The sequence below is a fragment of the Micromonospora sp. NPDC005686 genome, from assembly GCF_042871665.1.
Taxonomy (GTDB): Bacteria; Actinomycetota; Actinomycetes; order Mycobacteriales; family Micromonosporaceae; genus Micromonospora.
The window spans coordinates 225,718-244,794 of record NZ_JBIAIY010000006.1; the positions used below are offsets into that span (position 1 = coordinate 225,718).

The following is a 19,077-nucleotide window of genomic DNA, read 5'->3' on the forward strand; positions in this document are numbered from 1 at the left end:
GGTGCGGTGAGCGACGTGCAGGTCAGGCAAGTGGTGGTTGGTTACGACGGGTCTCCGGCCGCCAGCGCCGCCATCGAGGCGGGCGCGCTGCTGTTCCCCGGCGCGCACGCGTGGATCGGGCACCTGTGGACGCCACCGTTCGCCAGCGAGGAGCTGCGTAAGCGGCTCTGGACCGGCAAGCGCAACATCAACGTGTTCGTGGAGGCCATCGAGCGCGAGGGCGGCCGGGAGGCAGACCGGATGACGGCGGTCGGCGTGATGCTGGGCCGTGCCGCCGGCTGGGACGCCGAGCCGCTCGTGTGCCGTAGCTACGGCGGCGAGGGGCTCCGGCTCGCCGAGCTGGCCGACGAGAAGCAGGCCGACGTGCTGCTGCTCGGCTCACGCGGTCTCGGTGGCGCCCGCGCGGTGCTCGGCAGCGTCTCCGACATGGCAGTGCACTACAGCCCGCGTCCCGTGCTCGTGGTGCCGCACCCGCTGCTGACCGACGAGTACGACGCGCTCGCCGCCGGACCGGTGGTGGTCGGCTGGGACGCCTCGGCCGGGTCCGAGGCCGCGCTCGCCGCCGCCCGCCGCCTCTTCCCCGAGCGGGAGATCGTCCTGGTCGCCGTCGACGGCGACGAGGGGGACACACCGGAGACCGCCGACGGGCAGCCGTTGACCACCGTCCGCGTACATGCCGGTGGCGGCGCTCCCGGGCGCGCGGTGGCCGAGGCGCTCTCCACGGTCGCCGCCGAGCGCAAGGCGAGCCTGGTCGTGGTCGGCTCGCGCGGCCGGACGGCGGTCCGCAAGATCCTGCTCGGCAGCGTCGCCATGGCCACGCTGCACCGCGCGCACCGGCCGGTGCTGGTGGTGCCGCAGAGCCCGGTCCGCGAAGCGGAGTAGCCCTTCCGCTCGCTCGCCCGCGCCGAGTGGAACGTCACGGGTGTCTTCCGCGCCGGGAGGCGCCCGTGGCGTTCCACCCTCGTCACCGATGCCTGCGGCGCAGTCGCCGGTACGCCGCCAGGCCGCCGAGCACCAGCGCCACCAGGCCCACTCCCCACCACACCCGGCCGCCGGGGCCCGACGGCGGATCGGCCTCGCGGACCCGGCCGGCGTGCACCACCGAGTCCGCCACGTCGACGGCGAGCACCTGGTCCGGCGCGGTGAGCAGAGTGGCCGGGGCGGCGGCGCCCGGCGTCAGGCCCAGGACCCGGATCGACCGCACGTTGGCGTACGCGGTCCGCTGGTCCATCGCCAGCTCGTCGCCGGACAGGGCCGGCGCGTTCGGCTCGGGCCGGTACGCGACCACCCACGCGGTCCCGTCCGCCAGCCAGCCGAGCAGCCGGATCGCCGTCACGCCCGAGACGGCGGCCAGCGCTGGCGCGAGCAGCTCCCGGCCGTCGGTGTCGACCCGGCGCAGCCGCCACCGGTCGCCGGCCGCGTCGTGGGAGGCCAGGGCCAGCGAGCCGTCCGGCAGCCAGGCGCCCTTGCCGGCCAGCGCGGTGCCGGTCGGCAGCGCGAACGAGGAGATCTGCCGCCCGTCCGTGCTGCTCACGAGCACCTTCGTGCCGACCTGGTAGGCCAGCCGCGACCCGTCGGCCGCGAACGCGACAGGCGAGCCGAACACCGGCACCTGCGGGGTCTCCAGCAGGCGCACCGCCCGGCCGGTGTCCAGCCGCACCAGGCTGAGCGTGTTGATGTGCGCGCTGACCTCCGGATTCGCCGGAGTGGTGTCCACGACCACCAGCGCGGACCCGTCCGGCGCCCACCCGGCCGGCGTCGTCACCGTACTGCCCGGCCGAGGGCTGGGCAGCCGCCGGACCGTGCCGCCGGCCAGGTCGATCACGCCCACACCGGGGCTGGTGGGCGACCCGTTCGGCACCGCGAGGAACCGCCCGTCCGGGGAGAGCAGCACCCCCTCCCCGGCCGGCACCTCGGAGCCGACCGTCCACGTCCGGTAGCGGTCCGCGTCCGCCCCGACGATGCCGACAGTGCCGTTCTCGTCGACCAGGCCGGTCAGGCCGCGTGCCTGCCCGCTGAACACCACCGACGCCGGGCCGAGCGCGGGCCGGTCGGTCGCCCGCAACGCGCCGAACGGCGGCAGCCCGAGCCGGTCCGGCAGCGCCGCCCCGCCCGCGCCCGCCGGTAGGGGCCGCCCGTCACCGCGTACCGTCAGCGGCACGGCCGCCACCAGCGCCAGCACCGCCGTGACCGCCGCGGCGGCCCGCCACCGCGTGCGCCGCGCGGTCCGCACCGCCCGGTCGTGGACCGGGTACGCGGGCACCTCGGCCGCCGCCTCCCGCAACGCCTCCCGCAGCCGTACGCTCACCGCTCGCTCCTCTCCGGAGTCCGCTCCAGAAGTTCGGGGACCAGGTCGCGGAGCCGGCGTACGGCGTCGTGCCCGTGCCGCTTCACGGTGCCCACCGAGCAGCCGAGCGCCTCGGCCACCTGCGCCTCGGTCAGGTCCTCGTAGTACCGCAGCACCACCACGGCACGCTGCCGCGCGGTGAGCCGCCGCAGTGCCGCCACCACGCTCAGCCGCAGCGCCGTCTCCTCGCTGTGGTCGCCGCCGCCACGCTCGGCCGGCGTCGCGTCCAGCCGCTCGACCACCCGCCGGCGGCGCCACCAGGAGACCTGCTGGTGGTACATGACCCGGCGCACGTACGCCTCCGGATCCCCGTCACGGATCCGCCGCCAGTGGCGGTAGGTGCGCGCCAGCGCGCTCTGCAACAGATCCTCGGCGAGCTGGTGATCGCCGGTCAGCAGGTACGCGGTCCGCGACAACGCGGGTGACCGCTGCACCACGAACTCCCGGAACGACTCCGACATGCCCACCCCCCTCACCACAATGAACGCCGGTCGGGCCCTCGATGGTTGAGGCGGCCGTCCCCGCGGCGGGCGCTGGCAGCCGTCGATGTGCGGGAACTATCCTCGGGCCACGAGCCAGTCGCCATCCGACGGAGTGGTCGATGCTGAAAGGTCTGGCAGTGGACCGGCACGCGCAGGGGGACAGCCGCCGGCTCAACCTCGGCGCGCTGCTGCGGCGCGTCCACCTGACCGGCCCGGTCACCCGCGTCGAGCTGGCCGACTGGATGGGCGTCAACCGCAGCACGGTCATGGCGCTCACGGCGGAACTGGCGGCGGCCGGCCTGGTCCGGGAGGTGGCGGCCGGCGGCAGCGGGCGGGCCGGGCGTCCCTCGCGTGTGGTCCGTCCCGCCTCCGACACCGTCTACGTCATCGCCTTCGACATCGCCGTGGACCGGCTCGTGGCCGCCCGCGTCGGGCTCGGCGGCGTGGTGTCGGCGCGGCTGGAGGCGGAACGGCCGCGGGCCGGGGCCGACCTCGACTCGGTGGTCTCGGTGCTCGCCGACTTCGGGCGGGCCCTGCACCACGCCGCGCCACCCGGGTCGGTGTGCGTGGGCGTGGGCGCCTCCTACTGCGGCATGATCCGGCCGGGTGACGGGATGGTCCGCTTCGGACCCGACATGGGGTGGGTGGATCAGGCGTTCGGCGCCGAGCTGGCCGGGCGGCTGGATCTGGGCCTGCCGGTCCTGGTCGGCAACGAGGCGCACCTGGGGGCGCTGGCCGAGCATCAGCGCGGGGCCGGCGTCGGCGTGCAGAACCTGGTGTACCTGCACGGTGACGTGGGTGTGGGCGGCGGGATCATCGTGGGCGGGGAACTGCTCGACGGCGACGGCGGGTACGCCTCCGAGGTCGGGCACATGCTCGTGAACCCGTACCAGGGGCGGCCCTGTGGCTGCGGCTCGCGCGGGTGCCTGGAGGCCGAGGTCGGTGAGCGGGCGCTGCTCGACGTCGCGGGCCGCCCGGCGCAGGAGAAGGGGCGCGAGGCGGTACGCGCTGTGCTCGCCGCCGCCGCCGTGCGTGGAGAACCGGCCGCGCAGGACGCGCTGCGGCACATCGGTGACTGGCTGGGCATCGGCGTGGCGAACGTGATCAACCTGTTCAACCCCGGCGTGGTGATCTTCGGCGGCACGCTCAGCGAGGTCTTCCCCGCCTCGGCCGCCCATGTACGCAGCCGGATCGCCGCCAACGTGCTGCCCATCTCCCGCGACAAGGCCCGCCTGCGCGTCAGCGCGCTCGGCTACGACGCCACCTTGATCGGCGCCGCCGAGCTGGGCTTCTCACCCCTGTTCGCCGACCCCCTCGGCACCCCAGCCCGCGTCCCCGGATAGGCGGCGGGCGGGGCGCGGCGGGCGGGGGCTAGCCGGCCAGGCGGCGGGTCAGCCAGGGGAGCAGGGACTCGCCCTGTAGGCGCTGGAATGCCCGCACGGTCGGGATGCCGGGTGGCGGTGGCTGGCGGGCGCCGTCGAGGAAGAAGCCGGTGAAACCGGCGAGCACTCCGGTCAGGTCGGCCGTGTCGACTCCGGCGGTCAGTCGCCGGGCGGCCAGCAGCGCGTCCGGATCGTGTCCGCCGTACACCTGCACGTTGACGACGGTGAGCAGGGTGTCCAGCCAGGCCGGCCCGCGGCACGCCCAGGGCCAGTCGACCACGGTGACCGATCCGTCGGGGCCGAGCAGCAGGTTGTCGGCGCGCACGTCGACGTGGCAGAGCGTGTCGCCGGTGAGCGCGGCCAGTCCCCGGTCGGCGGCGGCGCACAGCTCGGGCAGGTGGGACCGGGCCCACGGGTCGAGGTCGGCCGGCGGGTCGGCGGCGAGGCGGCGCCAGCCGCCGAAGTCGTGCGCGAGCAGTTCGGCGGCGGTGGGCGCGGGCGCCGCGGCGGGGGCCGGGGTGAGCGTGCCGGCCATGGTCTCCAGCGTGGACAGCACGGCGGTCAGCTCGTCGGCCCGCCACGGGGTGGCGGGGTGCCGGCCCTCGACGTCGGCCAGGACCAGCGCGATCCAGTCGCCGTCGTCGTAGCTGCCGAGCAGCTCCGGCGCGGGCGCGTCCGGCGGCAGGGCGGCGGTGATCCGGGCTTCGGCGCGGTACAGGCCGGGGCTGCGGTCGTTCTGCGCCGGGCTGACCGCCTTGACGAAGGCCCGGCCACCGCCGGCGGTGCGGACCCGGTCGGCGGTGCCGGGGGAGAAGCCGCCCGGCTGCGACTCTGCCGCCACCACGCGGTCGCCGAGGACGGTCTCGACGCCGTCGCGTACGTGCGTGGGCAGTTCGGGCCAGTGCAGCCGGGTCTTCGTCACCGTTCCACGGTGCGTGCCACCCGCCGCCGGGGCAAGCGGGTTAACCGTCGCGCGTGTAGCGCAGGACCACCACACCGGAGTCGAACGGTCGCGCCGAGGTGAGCGTGAGCCGCCGCGGGTCGAAGCCGCTGTCGACGAGCTTGATGCCGCTGCCGACCACCACCGGGTTGAGCTTGACCACCAGCTCGTCGATCTCGTCGGTGAGCTGACCGGCGAGCCGGCCACCACCGCAGAGCCAGATGTCGCGGCCGGGCCGGGTCTTCAGCTCGCTGACGAAGGCGGCCGGGTCACCGGCGACGACGTCGACGTCCGGGTAGTCGGCCGGGGGCAGCGAGCGGCTGAACACGTACTGCTTGAGGTGCGCGTACGGGCTGGTCACGCCGATCTTCAGGCCGGGCTCGTAGGTGGCGCGGCCCATCAGCACGGTGTCGAGGCGGCCGGTGGGCGGGGAGTCGACGCCGAGCTGGGCGTGGGCGAACGTGGGCAGCGTCTGGGGCCACTCGGCCACCAGATAGGGCGCCACATCGGGCATCAGCGGGAGGAAGTCGAACGACCCGTCGGGCGCGGCGATGAAGCCGTCGAGGGTGGTGGCGACGAAGTAGACGAGCTTGCGCAAACCGGCTCCGATGTCCGAGGTGATCCACGACGGCTGTCGTGGTTCGGCATGAATGTACAACACCTGTCGTGGTTGTTGCTAGTGTGTTCGCGTGGCCAGGAACCCGGAACGCCGTACCCTGCTCGCCGACGCCGGCCTGCGGGTGCTCGCCGACGCGGGCGCGCGCGGGCTGACCCACCGCGCGGTCGACGCCGAGGCGGGCGTGCCCACCGGCACCACCTCGAACTACTTCCCGTCCCGCGCGGCGCTGCTCGCCGGCCTCGCCGAACGGATCCTCGCCCGGATGGCGCCCGACCCGGCCGTGCTGGCCGCCCTCGGCCGTCGCGAGCCGTCGCTCGCCCTGATGACCGACTACCTGCGCGACATCGTCGCCCGCACCACCCGCGAGCCGGGCCTCACCCGGGCGCTGTTCGAGCTGCGGCTGGAGGCCGCGCGTCGCCCCGAGTTGCGGTCCGCGCTCGGCGGCGTGCTGCGCCAGGGGTACGCCGACGACGTCGCCCACCACGCCGCCGCCGGCCTGCCCGGCGGGGCGTACGAGGTGGCGCTGCTGCACTACGCGGTCGACGGGCTCCTGCTCGACCTGCTCACCACCTCGATCGACGCCGGGTTCGACACCGATCAGGTGGTCTCCACCCTCGTCTCCCGTCTGGTCGGCGACGCCACCGGCTGAGCGTCCTCGCCGTGCGTTAACCCGGGCTGGCCAGCGGGAACGCTGGCCCGGAGGCCCTAGGAAGGAGCAACGGATGAGGGAACGCACCGGCCTGACCATCGGCGTGCTCGGCTCCTACGGCGGACGCAACCTCGGCGACGAGGCGATCCTCACGGGTCTGCTGGACGATCTGCGCCGCCACGAGCCCCATGCCCGGATCATCGTCTTCTCCCGGAACCCGGCGCACACCGCGCTGGCCCACCCCGAGGTCGAGGCGGTGCCGTGGGAGGGCGTCAGCCGGGTCGACTCGTCCCCGGTGCTCAACCAGCTCGACCTGCTCATCCTCGGCGGCGGCGGGATCCTCTACGACAAGGAGGCCCGGCGCTACCTGCGCGTGGTCCGCGTGGCCCAGGAGCGAGGGCTGCCGCTGATCACGTACGCGGTCGGGGTCGGCCCGCTCACCGACACGCTGGACAGCGACATGGTGCGCGAGACGCTGGCGCAGGCCGTCGAGGTGACCGTCCGCGACCAGGAGTCGCGGATGGTGCTGGAGGAGGCCGGCCTGGTGAACCCGATCACCGTCACCGCCGACCCGGCGTTCCTGCTCGAACCGGAGGAGTTCCCCCAGCAGTGGCTGCGTGACGAGGGCGTACCGGCCGGCTCCCGGCTGGTCGGGCTGAGCGTGCGCGAGCCGGGCCGGGCCGCCGAACGGCTCGACGTGGACGGCTACCACCGCCTGCTCGCCCAGATCGGTGACTTCCTGGTGCACCGGATCGACGCGCACGTGCTGTTCGTGCCGATGGAACGCGACGACATCCGGCACTCGCACGGCGTGCTGTCGCACATGACCGCCGCCGACCGGGGGCGGATCCTGCACGGTGACTACCGTCCGGCGCAGATCCTCGGCCTGATGCGCCACTTCGACCTGGCGGTCGGCATGCGGCTGCACTTCCTGATCTTCGCGGCCATGATGGGCACGCCGTTCCTGCCGCTGCCGTACGCCGGAAAGGTCTTCGACCTGGCCCAGCGGCTCGGTGTGCCGGCGCTGCGCGGCGTGGAGCGGGAGGTGGAGGGCCCGTTGCTGGCCGAGGTGGACCGGCTGTGGGACGAGCGGGCGGCCCGGGCCGAGGCGACCGCGCGCCGGGTCGCGGAGGTCTGCGAGCAGGCCCGCGGCACCTCCCAGGTGACCCGCAGCGTGCTGGACAGCATCCGGGCCCGCACGCTGACGCACGCGGGATGAGCCGTCAGACCGCCGGGCCGCGCCAGGCGTAGACCCACTCCTGCCCCGGCTGGTCGTCCGACTCCAGCTCGTAGATCTGCGCCTCCGCCAGACCCTGCGCCCCGAGGTGGTGATGGGTCAGGGGCGGACGGCCGTTGCCGTCCAGCTCGACCGTGACGGTCTCGCCGTCGGCCGCGCCGCCCACCAGAGGGATCTGCACCGAGGAAGCCATGCGCCCATCCTGCCCCGGCCCGCCCGGCCGCGCAGGGGATCACGCGGGGCGGCGAAACGGGCACGGTGCGTACTAGGGTCCGGGAATGGCGCACCCGACGATAGACCCGACCCTCGGTCCGGTCCTCGCCCGTACGGGCGGCGAACGGGCGATCCTCGACGCGTTCCTCGACTTCCACCGGGGCACGGTGCTGCGCAAGGTGCGTGGTCTGACCGACGCCGACGCCGCCCGGCGTCTGGTGCCCTCGCAGACCACCCTGGCCGGGCTGCTCCGGCACCTGACGGTGGTGGAGGGGAACTGGTTCCGCTGCCTGTTCGCCCCCGGGCCGGACGACGTGTACCGCACCTCGCAGGCCGACGCCGACGCCAGCTTCGCGCTGCGCCCCGGCGACACGGTCGAGACGCTCGCCGCCGCGTACGAGGCGGCCTGCGAACAGTCCCGCCAGGTCGCCGCCCGGTTCGACCTCGACCACGTGGTGCCGCACCCGCAGCTCGGCGAGGTGTCGCTGCGCTGGGCGCTGGTGCACCTGATCGAGGAGACGGCCCGGCACGCCGGGCACGCCGACATCCTGCGCGAGTTGACCGACGGCGAGACCGGCGCGATCTGACGCCTCAGTCCCGGGGCAGCAGCCCGTCCGGGTACTCCATCCCGTCGTGCGTGCAGGCGGCGGCCGCCACCCGGGCGGCGTACCGGGCCGCGTCGTGGACGTCCCCCCGGGTACGGACGTCCACGCCGAGTCCGCCGATCACGAGAAGGTCGACCATGGCGTCGACGATATCCGCGCCCGGCGGCCTATCCTGACTCCCCGGGGCGCCGTCCTTCCGCCCCGGGTCGGCGAGGGGGAGCAGTGCTGGTCATCCACGGGTTGTGGCTGCCCGGCGCCGGGCTCGCCCTGTGGGCCGAGGACAGCACGCTCCCGGCCCGCGCGCCGCGCCGCCCCGGCCGCGTGCCGCGCGAGCGCCCGCACCCGTTCGCCGCCGACCACGCCGCGCTCGCCGCCGCGCTCGACGGCGTGCCGGGCGAGCCGACCTCCGTACTGCTGGATCTGCCGACCCGGGCCGGCTCGCCGCTGGGCTCGCCGGAGCTGGTCCGGGCCACCGTCGAGGAACCGGTCCGCGGCCCGGTCACCCGCGCCGGATGGCGGGCACCCGCCCTGGGGTACGCCCCGGACGCCGCGTACGCGCTGCTGCGCGCCCCGATTCCGGGCCCGGTCGGGGCGAGCCTGCGCCACCTGTGCGAGCTGGCCGACTTCGCCGCCGACCTGGTGGCACGGGGCCGGCTGCTGCCGGTCGCGTTGGAGGCGTACCCCGACGGTGTGCCCGGCGGTGGGTCGGCCGCGACCGGCCGGCGGACCCCGGCGCGGCGGTCCCCGGCGGTTTCGGGCGCGGCCGGGTCCGGGCGGCGGCTGCGGGCCGTGGGGGCGGACGACGTGACGACCGGTTGGGGGCTCTGGCGGCCGCTGCTGACCGGCACCGACGCGGCGTGGGCGCGCGACCTGGCGCTGGCGTTGCCGCAGGCGGCCCGCGCCGCCCGGGAGTGGCGGCCGGAGCCCTCGGCGAGCGGGTCCGCCGCGACGACGGCTGACGCGTGGCGCGGGCGGCCCGACGACGTCGGCGCCGGTGCGCTGGTGGCAGAGGCGCTGGACGCGCTCGTCGACGCCGCCGCCCGGGTGGCGCTGGCCGACACCCGGCTGCACCGGGGGATGCGTCCGGTCGGCGCGGTGCCGCGCTGGCTGGCCGCGCTCACCGGACCGGAACGCGCGTTCCCGGCCGAGCCGGACGCGCTGGCGACGCTGCGCGAGGAACTGGACGCCTGGCAGCGCGACGCCGCGGGCGGCTCGGTACGGGCCACGTTCCGCCTCGTCGAGCCGGCCGTCGACCCGGTCGCCGAGCTGGTCGAGGACGCGGTCTGGCGGGTCGAGTTCGGCCTGCACCCGGCCGACGAACCGGGCCTGGTGGTCGACGCCGCGCACATCTGGCAGCGGCCCGCGCCCGTGCTCGCCGCGCGAGGGGTGGAGCCGCAGGAGACGCTGCTGGCCGAGCTGGGCCGGGCCAGCCGGTTGTGGCCCGAGGTGGACGCCGCGCTGCGTACCGCCGCGCCCGAGGGGATGGAGCTGGACGCCGAGGGCGCGCACCGGTTCCTGCGCGAGGGCGCGCCGGTGCTGCACGCGGCCGGATTCGGTGTGCTGCTGCCCTCGTGGTGGCGGCGTTCCTCGTCCCGGCTGGGCGCGCGGTTGCGGGCGCGCAGCCGTACCGCGCCGGGTGCGGTCGCCACCACCGCCGGGAAGCTGGGCCTGGACGCGCTCGTCGACTACCGCTGGGAGCTGGCGCTCGGCGACCAGCCGCTGACCGCCGAGGAACTGGCGTCGCTGGCCGATCTGAAGTCGCCGCTGGTCCGGTTGCGCGGCCGGTGGGTCGAGCTGGACCCGCAGCGGCTGGAGGCCGGGCTGAAGCTGCTGCGGTCCTCCGGCGAGCTGACCGTGGCCGACCTGCTGCGGATGGGACTGTCCGGTGACGACAGTGCCGGTGAGCTGCCGGTGCTGGAGGTCGTCGCCGACGGCGCGCTGGGCGAGCTGCTGGCCGGTGAGGCGGAGCGGCGGCTCACCCCGGCCGACCCGCCGCCGGGCTTTGTCGGCACGCTGCGGCCGTACCAGCGGCGCGGGCTGGCCTGGCTGGCGTTCCTCCAGTCGCTCGGCCTCGGCGGGATCCTCGCCGACGACATGGGCCTGGGCAAGACCGTGCAACTGCTCGCGCTCCTCGCCGGTGACCCGCCGGAGGCCGGGCCCACGCTGCTGGTCTGCCCGATGTCGCTGGTCGGCAACTGGCAGCGGGAGGCGGCGAAGTTCGCTCCCGAACTGCGGGTGCACGTGCACCACGGCGCCGAGCGGGCCCGGGGCGAGGGCTTCGCCGCCGCCGTGCGGGAGGCGGACCTGGTGCTCACCACGTACTCGGTGGCGGCCCGGGACGCGTTCGAGCTGGCCGGCGTCGACTGGCACCGGGTGGTGGTGGACGAGGCACAGGCGATCAAGAACGCCGCCACCCGCCAGGCCGAGGCGGTACGGTCGCTGCCCGCGCGGCACCGGGTCGCGGTCACCGGTACGCCGGTGGAGAACCGGCTGGCCGACCTCTGGTCCATCATGCAGTTCGCGAACCCGGGGCTGCTCGGCCCGGCCGCCACGTTCCGCAAGCGCTTCGCCGAACCGATCGAGCGGCACGGCGACGCCGAGGTGGCCGAGCGGCTGCGCCGGATCACCGGCCCGTTCGTGCTGCGCCGCCTCAAGACCGACCCGACGATCATCACCGACCTGCCGGAGAAGCTGGAGATGGAGGTGGTCTGCAACCTCACCGCCGAGCAGGCCGCGCTCTACCGGGCCGTGGTCGACGACATGATGGCGAAGATCGAGTCCAGCGACGGGATCGAGCGGCGCGGGCTGGTGCTGGCCACCATGACCCGGCTCAAGCAGGTCTGCAACCATCCCGCCCAGCTGCTGCACGACGGCTCCGCGCTGGACGGCCGGTCCGGCAAGCTGGAACGCCTCGACGAGATCGTCGACGAGGTGCTCGCGGCGGGGGAGAAGGCGCTGCTGTTCACCCAGTACGCCGAGTTCGGCGGCATGCTGCGCGGGCACCTGTCGGCGCGTACCGGCCGGGAGGTGCTGCTGTTGCACGGCGGCGTCGGCAAGGCCGAACGGGACGCCATGGTGACCCGGTTCCAGTCGCCGCAGGGGCCGCCGCTGTTCGTCCTGTCGCTCAAGGCCGGTGGCACCGGGCTCACCCTGACCGCAGCCAACCACGTGGTGCACGTGGACAGGTGGTGGAACCCGGCCGTCGAGGACCAGGCCACCGACCGGGCGTTCCGCATCGGACAGCGCCGCCGCGTCCAGGTACGCAAGTTCGTCTGCGCCGGCACCGTCGAGGAGAAGGTGGCCGCGATGATCGCCGACAAGCGCAGCCTGGCCCGCTCGGTGGTGGGCAGCGGCGAGCAGTGGGTCACCGAGCTGTCCACCGACACGCTGCGCGACCTGTTCCGGCTGGAGTCCGGGGCGGTGGTCGAGTGAGCCCGGTCGACAGGTTCGAGGACTACGGGCCGCCGGTACGGGTCGAGGGCGGGCTGCGGGCGCGCAGCACCCGGGGCGCGATCGGGCAGTCCTGGTGGTCGCGGCGGTTCGTGGAGGTGCTGGAGTCGTTCGCGCTCGGCTCCCGGCTCACGCGGGGCCGGGCGTACGCGCGCCGTGGGCAGGTGCTCCGGCTGGACGTGTCGCCGGGGGAGGTCACCGCCGAGGTGCAGGGCTCCCGGCCGCGTCCGTACCCGGTGCGGATCGGGCTGGCCGCGTACCCGGAGAAGACGTGGCGGCGGATCGAGGCGGAGCTGGCCGGGCAGGCGTTCTTCAGCGCCCGGCTGCTCGCCGGTGACCTGCCGGCCGAGTTGGAGGAGCTGTTCGCCGACGCGGGCGCGCCGCTGTTCCCGGCCGAGATCGACGAGCTGGACCAGCGGTGCGGCTGCCCCGACTTCGCGGTGCCGTGCAAACACCTGGCGGCCACGTTCTACCTGCTCGCCGAGGCGTTCGACGCGGACCCGTTCCACCTGCTGCACTGGCGCGGCCGGTCCCGCGCCGACCTGCTGGACCGGCTGCGTACGCTGCGCGGCGCCCAATCCGGTAGCCCGGACGGGAGCGGCGGCCCGGCGACCGGCCGTGGTGGACCCGGCGGCGCGGAGGCCCCGGGCGCCGGGCTGGACTCGGCCGCGACGACCGGTGTGCCGGTGGTCGGTGCGGCGCGGGCCCTGGCCGGGTTGCCGGCGGTCGAACCGGACGCCGAACCGGACCGGTTCTGGCTGTCGCCGGTGGCGCTGCCGGACCGTCCGCCCACGCTCGCCACCGGTCCGGAGCTGCTACTGCGCCAGCTCGGTTCACCCGGTGCCGGGATCGGCGGGCCGGGCCTGGCCGAGCGGCTGCGCCGGGCGTACCGGGAGTTCGGTCGCGGCGAAGCCCAGGGCGAGCGTCAAGAAGGAGCCCGTGCTCACGGCTAAAGGAGGCGGCGGCGAAAGCGCCACATCACCGCGGCGTTGGCGACGAGCACCACCGCGCATATCGCCCCGGCCAGCCGCCCGACAAGCACTGTCATCGCCGGCAGCGAGGCCCACAGCACGATCGTCAACAGCATCATGTACCGGCCCCGCCGGCCCTTGGCCCGGTTGTTCAACCGGGCGAAGAACCGTGGGTCACTCTCCCGTAGATGGCGGGTGATCTGTTCGAACCTGCGCTGATCCTCTTGGCTGAGCATGGCGGTGCCTTCCCCTCACGGCTTCAGCGGTTCGGCGGCATACCCGGATCGGAGGCCGGTCACGCGCCGCCGCTGCTGCTGTTTCGGCGGGCCGGACAGGCGGAACGCGGTTCTCATCGCAGGCTTATCGGTACCTTAAGTTTCGGTGAGGTGGTGAACGTGTCCGGCGGCGTCGCCGGGGTGCGAAACCTCGCATCCGGGCGGTGCGCGCCCGAGTCGGCCCTGTTCCGGAGGTCGTCGTGCACCGGTCGTCGAAACCGGCCTCTCACATCGGTTCTCAGCACTGTCTTAAGTGCGCTCGGGAGCGCGATCGGCGCGCCTTGAGCTGCCGGTTCGGCATGGCTACGTTGCCGTAGCAACTCTCCGGCAACCGTCGCCGCCCCTGCGTCACCCGACCCCCGGGTGGCAGGCGTGCCGGCGCTCGAAGAAAACGGGATAGGTACATGGCCGACCTGAACGTGCCACCGCGTCGACCTCGGGACGACCGCGGCTGGGACGGATACCAGCACCCCCAACCGGACGGGTACCGCGACCTGGACGCCGCACCGTACGCCGGCGGTCACCCCGCCCCGGGCCCGCAGTGGGTCGGGCCGAACGGTTTCGCTCCCGCCGCGCCGGCCCCCGCCGGCTACCCCCAGCCCGGCGGTTACGCCCAGCCCGCCGGCGGGTACGGCCCGCCGCCCGGCGGCGGACTGCCCGACCTGGACGACGACGGCGACGAGGCCCCCAAGCGGGGCCGGCGCCGGGCGCTGGCCACCCTCGGCGGCGCCGTGGTGGTCGCCGGTGGCGCCGCCCTGGCCATGTCCCCGCAGGTGCGCGGCCTGTTCAGTGACGCGCCGGCCGGTGACGCCACCGGCACCGTCAACACCGACGGCAGCTCCGCCCGGCCCAGCGGGCAGCAGCCCAGCACGGTACGGACCTACACCGAGCAGAACGAGAGCTACATGGGCTCCCGGGCCGGTGAGGCGCTCAAGCGCAACGCGCCGTCCGGTGGCCGGCTCTACGGCAGCCCGGCCGAAGCCGCCGCGGCGACCAAGGTGACGGTCAAGACGGTGCTCGCCAAGGACCCGATCCGGCACCTGGCCATCCGCACCACGTTCGGCGCCACCCCGAGGGTGATGGCCGACATCAAGCGGCTCGGCATCGACGACTGGCTGCGCGAGCAGCTCGAACCGGAGAAGATCGCCCCCACGAAGGCCGAGCTGAAGCTGGCCGACCTGCAGTCGCTCAAGCTCAGCCCGACGCAGCTGCGCGACCAGCGCGAGCAGCTCAACGAGAAGGGCGTCGACCCGGCTCGGGAGACGGTGGACGCCACCATCGCCCGGCAGATCTGGTCCGACCGGCAGCTGTTCGAGGTGATGGTCGACTTCTGGAACGACTTCCTGCACGTCGCCGCCGACTTCGACGGCGGGGAGAACTACCGCAACGCGTTCGACCGGGACGTCATCCGCAAGCACGCGCTGGGCAGCTACCCGGAGATGCTCGTCGCCGCGAACAAGCACCCGGCGCTGCTGCTCTACCTGAACCAGGTCGACTCGCGTAAGGACGCGGTGAACGAGAACCTGGCCCGGGAGAACCTGGAGCTGTACTCGGTCGGCGTCGACGGCGGTTACACCGAGAAGGACGTCCGCCAGGCCGCGCTGCTCCAGACCGGACGCGGTGTCGCCGACGGCAAGTACAAGTTCTTCGCCGAGCGGCACTACCTCGGCAAGGTGAAGATCCTCGGGTTCAGCCACGCCAACAACTCCGACGATCCGGTGGCCGCCGACAAGGTGATCGACTCGTACATCCGCTACATCGCGATGCACCCGTCGACCGCGCGGTACGTGGCACAGAGCCTCGCCACCCGGTTCGTGTCCGACACCCCGCCGAAGTCCGTGGTGGACCGGCTCGCCAAGGCGTACACCACGAACAAGGGCCAGATCCGTCCGGTGCTGGCCACGCTGTTCAGCTCCTCGGAGTTCTGGGCCGCGATCGGCCAGAAGGTACGCCGCCCGATGGAGTACCTGGTCGCCACGTACCGGGCGCTCGGCGTCTCGCCGGAGGCGGCCCCCGGCTACTCCGGCGACAACCGGCGTACCCCGTTCGCGCAGGGCCTGCGGCAGATCCAGGACAAGATGCGCGAGCTCGGTCAGTACCCGATGGGCAAGCCCACCCCGGACGGCTACGCCGACGTCTACCTGGCCTGGACCTCGGCCGGCACCATGATCGATGGCTGGAACGAGGCGGGTGACCTGATCGCCGGCTACCGCAAGCAGTTCACCTTCGCCAAGCCGGAGAAGCTGGTCGCGAAGCCGCCGGCCACCGCCGGGGCGTACGTGGACGCGCTCGCCCAGCGGCTGGTGCAGCAGAGGCTCAGCGCCAAGGAGAAGAAGCTCGTGCTCGCCGTGGCCGGCGTGTCCGAGAGCGCCAAGGTCGACGCCACCTTCAACGGGGCCATCGCCGCTGTCGCGCGGACGATCCTCGCGTCCCCCCAGCACCACCTCCGGTGAGGCATTCGATGGAGATGACCGTGAACCCGTACCCCCTGCACCCCGAATGCCCCGACCTGCGGCGGCTGGCCGACAACCCGGCCGAGGCGCTGCTGCGCGCGGAGGCGGACATCGTCGCGGCCGAGAACGCGGCCGAGGCCGACCGGTACCGCCGGCTGGAGGAGATCGAGGAGGCGCAGCAGGACGGCCGGGGCGTCACCCGGCGTACCTTCGTCGCCGGCGCCGCGGCGACCGCCACCGCGCTGGCGACCGCCCAGTTCGTCACCACCTCGGCGTCGTTCGCCGCGACCAAGACCGGCACGCTGATCCACGTCTTCCTCTACGGCGGGCTGGACGGGCTGAGCCTGGTCGCACCGGCCGACGACCCGGTGCTCGCCAAGGCGCGCCCCGACCTGCTGCTCGGCAACGACTCGCTGGCGCTGGCCCGCGGCTTCAAGCTCACCAGCGCGTTCGCCCCGCTGGACAAGTGGCTCAAGGCCGGGCAGCTCGGCTTCGTGCCCGCCGTGTCCGACCCGCGGCTGTCCCGCAGCCACTTCCAGGCCGCCGACGCGTGCAACCTGGGCGGCCTGCCGGGCGAGACCGGCGGCCGGGGCTGGCTGGACAGCCTGGTCGACTCGCTCGGCAAGGGCACCGCGTTCCGCAGCGTCGGCATCGGCAGCACGCTGCCGCGTTCGCTGGTCGGCGTGAACGGCGCGATCTCCCTCAACAGCGTCGGCGACCTGCGGCTCAACGGTGACGACAAGTACCGGGCGGCCACCGAGAAGGCGATCCGCGGTCTGTTCACCGGCATCAACCACCCGGTCGAGGAGGCGGTGCAGGAGGGCATGGGCGCGCTGGCCACCGCCCAGAAGCTCGCCGCGAAGCCGTACGCCGCCGCCGCGGGCGTCCAGTACCAGGGCGTCGGCAACTCGTTCAAGCAGCTCGCCCAGCTCATCAAGGGCGGCGCGAACGTGCGGGTGGCCACCGTCGGCATGGGCGGCTACGACACCCACGAGAACCAGGGCACCCGCGAGGGCGGCCAGCTCTGGCGGCGGCTCAACGAACTCGCCAACGCGATGGCCGCGTTCTTCACCGACCTGGGCGACCAGGCGGCGGACGTGACGATCATGGTGTCCAGCGAGTTCGGCCGGCGGGTCGGCTCGAACGGCGGCGGCACCGACCACGGGCACGGCGGCGTGGTCACCGTGCTGTCCGGCCGCAAGCTGGCCGGTTCGCTGCTCGGCACCTGGAACGGACTGGACAAGCTGGACAGCGGCGACGTGCCGGAATACAACAACATGTTCAACGTCTACGGATCGGTCGCGCAGGGCCGCTTCGGCCTGACCACCGCCCAGGTGGACAAGGTCTTCCCCCGGCAGAAGTTCACCCCGGTCAAGATCTACGCGTGACGTACCAGGACACCCACGCCGCCGGCCGCCGTACCGGGCATCCCGCCCCGTACGGCGGCCGTCCGGCTGCTCCCGTACCCCCGGGTCGTCCCCGGCGCGGACCCGGCGGCCGGCGCGCGCTCGCCGCGGTGTTCTGGCTGGGCCTGGTCGCCGCCGTCGGGCCGTGGTGGCTGGACACCCCGGCCGGAACGCTCGCCGGCACCGCCGACCTGCTCACCGCGGGCGGCCGGATCACCGGCCTGATCGCCGGCTACCTGCTGCTGGTGCAGGTGCTGATGATGAGCCGGCTCGGCGTGCTGGAACGTGCGCTCGGTGGCGAACGGATCTCCCGGCTGCACCGGGACCTCGGCGCGACGCTGCTGGTGGCGGTGCTCGCGCACATGTCGCTGCTGGTGGTCGGCTACTCCCGCCAGGAACGCAAGACAGTGTTCGGCGAGGTCGGCGCGCTGCTGACCGACTACGACGACATGATCACCGCGTTCGCCGCGGCCGGCGTCCTGGTCACCGTCGCGTTCACCGCGGTACGCGCCGTGCGCCGCCGCCTGCCGTACGAGCTGTGGCGCCTGCTGCACGCGGCCAGCTACCTCACGCTGCTGCTCGGCTACGCGCACCAGTTCAGCAACGGCGCGCAGCTCTACGAGCCGGGCCCGGTGCGAACCGGCTGGATCGCCGCGTACCTGCTGGTGGTGGCCGCGCTGGTGTGGGGCCGGATGGTCGCGCCGCTGGTGTTCAACATGCGGCACCGGCTGCGCGTCGCCGACGTGGTGGCGGAGAGCCCGGACACCGTCTCGGTCTACCTGACCGGGCAGCGGCTCAACCAGATCGGCCTGCTCGGCGGGCAGTTCTTCCGCTGGCGATTCCTCAACCCCGGCTGCTGGTGGCAGTCGCACCCGTTCTCCGTCTCCGCCGCCGCCAACGGCCGCTGGCTGCGGATCACCGTCAAGGTCGTCGGCGGGTACACCGCCGAGCTGCGCGACCTGACGCCCGGCACCCGGGTCTGGGCGCAGGGCCCGTCGGGCACGTTCACCGCCGCGCACCGCACCCGGGAACGGGCGTTGCTCATCGCCGGGGGCAGCGGCATCGCTCCACTGCGGGCGATGCTGGAGGAACTGCCGCCCGGAGCGGCCCTGATCTACCGGGCGCGTACCCCGGCCGACGTGCTGCTGCACCAGGAGCTGGACTGGCTCGCGCAGGCCCGGCAGACCTCCCTCTGGTACGTCGTCGGCCGCCGCGACGATCCCGGCCCCCGGCAGGTGATGAGCCCGGACGGGCTGCGCCGGCTCGTGCCCGACCTGACCCGCCGCGACGTCTACCTGTGCGGCCCCGGCGGCCTGGTCGACGAGGCGGTCGCCGCGCTGCGGGCCGCAGGCGTGCCCCGCCGCCAGATCCACCTGACCGCGTTCGAGCTGTAGGAGAGGCACCGCCCATGCGTCGCGCGCTGTTCGCGATCACCGGCCTGGCCGCCGGCACCACCGCGCTGGTCGTGCTCAAGGGCGCGCCGGGCGCCGGGCAGGCCGCGCCGGACGTGCCGGCCGCGCTGGCCCCTGTCGTCCCGGGCGGCTCGGCCGCGCCGGAACCGCCGTCGCCCACCGGCTCCGCGCCCGGCGACGTCACGCCGTCGCCGCGCGCGTCGGCGAAGCCGGCACCGAAACCGTCCGCCGACCGCAGCACGGCCAGCCGGGGCGGCACCCGCACCCGCACCACACCGGCCGCGCCCCGGACGACCACCAAGAGCGCACCCAAGGTCACCACCCGCACGGTGACCGGTCCGTCGGTCACCTACGAGTACGGCTCGCTCCAGGTCCGGATCACGCTCAGCGGCAGCCGGATCGTCGACGCCACGGCCATCGGACTGCCGCTGGGCGGGCAGTCCGGGCAGCGCAGCGACGACGTCCAGGCCCGCTACAGCGGCACCTCCGGCGAGGTGGTGGCCCGGCAGAGCGCCAACCTGAGCACCGTCTCCGGCGCCACCTACACCAGCACCGCGTACAAGCAATCGTTGCAGGCCGCGCTGGACAAGGCGTGACCGTCCCGGCTCGGGCCGGTGCCGTTCGTCCCGGCCTGCG

General features: G+C 74.3%; 18 protein-coding genes. 11 read left to right on the forward strand and 7 right to left on the reverse strand.

Annotated elements, in window-relative coordinates; genetic code table 11:
* The first annotated feature begins 6 nt into the window (after positions 1-6).
* On the forward strand, positions 7-882 hold the full coding sequence (locus ACFYON_RS16410; RefSeq protein WP_355096914.1) for a universal stress protein: 876 nt from the start codon (positions 7-9) through the stop codon (positions 880-882).
* An 82-nt stretch (positions 883-964) separates the two neighbouring features.
* Here ACFYON_RS16410 and ACFYON_RS16415 read toward each other — a convergent pair whose 3' ends face one another.
* A complete protein-coding gene (locus tag ACFYON_RS16415) occupies positions 965-2,308 on the reverse strand; it encodes a TolB family protein (RefSeq protein ID WP_387320895.1) in 1,344 nt (447 codons plus the stop codon).
* Positions 2,305-2,808: a SigE family RNA polymerase sigma factor gene (locus ACFYON_RS16420; RefSeq protein ID WP_208578236.1), complete on the reverse strand. Its 504-nt coding sequence runs from the start codon at positions 2,806-2,808 to the stop codon at positions 2,305-2,307. The genes ACFYON_RS16415 and ACFYON_RS16420 overlap by 4 nt, the downstream gene beginning before the upstream one ends.
* A 140-nt stretch (positions 2,809-2,948) precedes the next feature.
* On the opposite strand from ACFYON_RS16420, the gene ACFYON_RS16425 reads away from it, so the two are divergent.
* On the forward strand, positions 2,949-4,172 hold the full coding sequence (locus ACFYON_RS16425) for an ROK family transcriptional regulator (RefSeq protein ID WP_354872218.1): 1,224 nt from the start codon (positions 2,949-2,951) through the stop codon (positions 4,170-4,172).
* 28 nt (positions 4,173-4,200) lie between these two features.
* On the opposite strand, the gene ACFYON_RS16430 is transcribed toward ACFYON_RS16425, so the two are convergent.
* Complete coding sequence (locus ACFYON_RS16430) at positions 4,201-5,133, reverse strand: phosphotransferase (protein ID WP_355096029.1); 933 nt, start codon at positions 5,131-5,133, stop codon at positions 4,201-4,203.
* Positions 5,134-5,173: 40 nt separating this feature from the next.
* Positions 5,174-5,749 carry a dihydrofolate reductase family protein gene (locus tag ACFYON_RS16435; RefSeq protein ID WP_354872214.1) on the reverse strand — a complete coding sequence of 192 codons (576 nt, stop codon included), beginning with the start codon at positions 5,747-5,749 and terminating at the stop codon, positions 5,174-5,176.
* A gap of 91 nt (positions 5,750-5,840) precedes the next feature.
* Here ACFYON_RS16435 and ACFYON_RS16440 point away from each other — a divergent pair, with 91 nt between their 5' ends.
* Together ACFYON_RS16440 and ACFYON_RS16445 are read left to right on the forward strand one after the other, a co-directional pair.
* Positions 5,841-6,419 (forward strand): TetR family transcriptional regulator, encoded by a 579-nt coding sequence (locus tag ACFYON_RS16440; RefSeq protein WP_355096031.1) that lies wholly within the window; start codon positions 5,841-5,843, stop codon positions 6,417-6,419.
* Positions 6,420-6,492: 73 nt separating this feature from the next.
* Positions 6,493-7,638: a polysaccharide pyruvyl transferase family protein gene (locus ACFYON_RS16445; RefSeq protein ID WP_354872209.1), complete on the forward strand. Its 1,146-nt coding sequence runs from the start codon at positions 6,493-6,495 to the stop codon at positions 7,636-7,638.
* A 4-nt stretch (positions 7,639-7,642) separates the two neighbouring features.
* Here the strand turns inward: ACFYON_RS16445 and ACFYON_RS16450 are convergent, their stop codons facing one another.
* A complete protein-coding gene (locus ACFYON_RS16450; protein WP_355096033.1) occupies positions 7,643-7,849 on the reverse strand; it encodes a hypothetical protein in 207 nt (68 codons plus the stop codon).
* Between the two features lie 85 nt (positions 7,850-7,934).
* Between ACFYON_RS16450 and ACFYON_RS16455 the strand changes: the two genes are divergently transcribed.
* Complete coding sequence (locus tag ACFYON_RS16455) at positions 7,935-8,456, forward strand: DinB family protein (RefSeq protein WP_357708874.1); 522 nt, start codon at positions 7,935-7,937, stop codon at positions 8,454-8,456.
* Positions 8,457-8,460: 4 nt separating this feature from the next.
* On the opposite strand, the gene ACFYON_RS16460 is transcribed toward ACFYON_RS16455, so the two are convergent.
* Positions 8,461-8,613 (reverse strand): hypothetical protein, encoded by a 153-nt coding sequence (locus ACFYON_RS16460; protein WP_354872200.1) that lies wholly within the window; start codon positions 8,611-8,613, stop codon positions 8,461-8,463.
* A gap of 83 nt (positions 8,614-8,696) precedes the next feature.
* On the opposite strand from ACFYON_RS16460, the gene ACFYON_RS16465 reads away from it, so the two are divergent.
* Positions 8,697-11,906, forward strand: a complete 3,210-nt coding sequence (locus ACFYON_RS16465; RefSeq protein ID WP_357708877.1) for a DEAD/DEAH box helicase — start codon at positions 8,697-8,699, stop codon at positions 11,904-11,906.
* Positions 11,903-12,877, forward strand: a complete 975-nt coding sequence (locus ACFYON_RS16470) for an SWIM zinc finger family protein (RefSeq protein ID WP_354872194.1) — start codon at positions 11,903-11,905, stop codon at positions 12,875-12,877. The genes ACFYON_RS16465 and ACFYON_RS16470 overlap by 4 nt, the downstream gene beginning before the upstream one ends.
* Here the strand turns inward: ACFYON_RS16470 and ACFYON_RS16475 are convergent.
* Positions 12,874-13,131 (reverse strand): DUF3040 domain-containing protein, encoded by a 258-nt coding sequence (locus ACFYON_RS16475; RefSeq protein WP_354872192.1) that lies wholly within the window; start codon positions 13,129-13,131, stop codon positions 12,874-12,876. The genes ACFYON_RS16470 and ACFYON_RS16475 overlap by 4 nt on opposite strands.
* Positions 13,132-13,574: 443 nt before the next feature.
* On the opposite strand from ACFYON_RS16475, the gene ACFYON_RS16480 reads away from it, so the two are divergent.
* The 4 genes from ACFYON_RS16480 to ACFYON_RS16495 are packed head-to-tail and all read left to right on the forward strand — an operon-like array spanning position 13,575 to position 19,037.
* Positions 13,575-15,623: a DUF1800 domain-containing protein gene (locus ACFYON_RS16480; protein WP_354872189.1), complete on the forward strand. Its 2,049-nt coding sequence runs from the start codon at positions 13,575-13,577 to the stop codon at positions 15,621-15,623.
* A gap of 14 nt (positions 15,624-15,637) precedes the next feature.
* The gene (locus ACFYON_RS16485; RefSeq protein ID WP_354872498.1) at positions 15,638-17,011 is read left to right on the forward strand and encodes a DUF1501 domain-containing protein; all 1,374 of its coding nucleotides are present in this window, start codon (positions 15,638-15,640) and stop codon (positions 17,009-17,011) included.
* Positions 17,008-18,423, forward strand: a complete 1,416-nt coding sequence (locus ACFYON_RS16490) for a ferric reductase-like transmembrane domain-containing protein (RefSeq protein ID WP_355015177.1) — start codon at positions 17,008-17,010, stop codon at positions 18,421-18,423. The genes ACFYON_RS16485 and ACFYON_RS16490 overlap by 4 nt, the downstream gene beginning before the upstream one ends.
* 14 nt (positions 18,424-18,437) lie before the next feature.
* Positions 18,438-19,037 (forward strand): FMN-binding protein, encoded by a 600-nt coding sequence (locus ACFYON_RS16495; protein WP_354872183.1) that lies wholly within the window; start codon positions 18,438-18,440, stop codon positions 19,035-19,037.
* Positions 19,038-19,077: the final 40 nt, after the last annotated feature.

Coding starts and splice junctions, on each gene's coding strand:
- ACFYON_RS16420 (WP_208578236.1), bottom strand. CDS start 2,808: ATGTCGGAGTCGTTCCGGGAGTTCGTGGTGCAGCGGTCACCCGCGTTG.
- ACFYON_RS16425 (WP_354872218.1), top strand. CDS start 2,949: ATGCTGAAAGGTCTGGCAGTGGACCGGCACGCGCAGGGGGACAGCCGC.
- ACFYON_RS16445 (WP_354872209.1), top strand. CDS start 6,493: ATGAGGGAACGCACCGGCCTGACCATCGGCGTGCTCGGCTCCTACGGC.
- ACFYON_RS16450 (WP_355096033.1), bottom strand. CDS start 7,849: ATGGCTTCCTCGGTGCAGATCCCTCTGGTGGGCGGCGCGGCCGACGGC.
- ACFYON_RS16455 (WP_357708874.1), top strand. CDS start 7,935: ATGGCGCACCCGACGATAGACCCGACCCTCGGTCCGGTCCTCGCCCGT.
- ACFYON_RS16460 (WP_354872200.1), bottom strand. CDS start 8,613: ATGGTCGACCTTCTCGTGATCGGCGGACTCGGCGTGGACGTCCGTACC.
- ACFYON_RS16475 (WP_354872192.1), bottom strand. CDS start 13,131: ATGCTCAGCCAAGAGGATCAGCGCAGGTTCGAACAGATCACCCGCCAT.
- ACFYON_RS16480 (WP_354872189.1), top strand. CDS start 13,575: ATGGCCGACCTGAACGTGCCACCGCGTCGACCTCGGGACGACCGCGGC.
- ACFYON_RS16485 (WP_354872498.1), top strand. CDS start 15,638: ATGACCGTGAACCCGTACCCCCTGCACCCCGAATGCCCCGACCTGCGG.
- ACFYON_RS16495 (WP_354872183.1), top strand. CDS start 18,438: ATGCGTCGCGCGCTGTTCGCGATCACCGGCCTGGCCGCCGGCACCACC.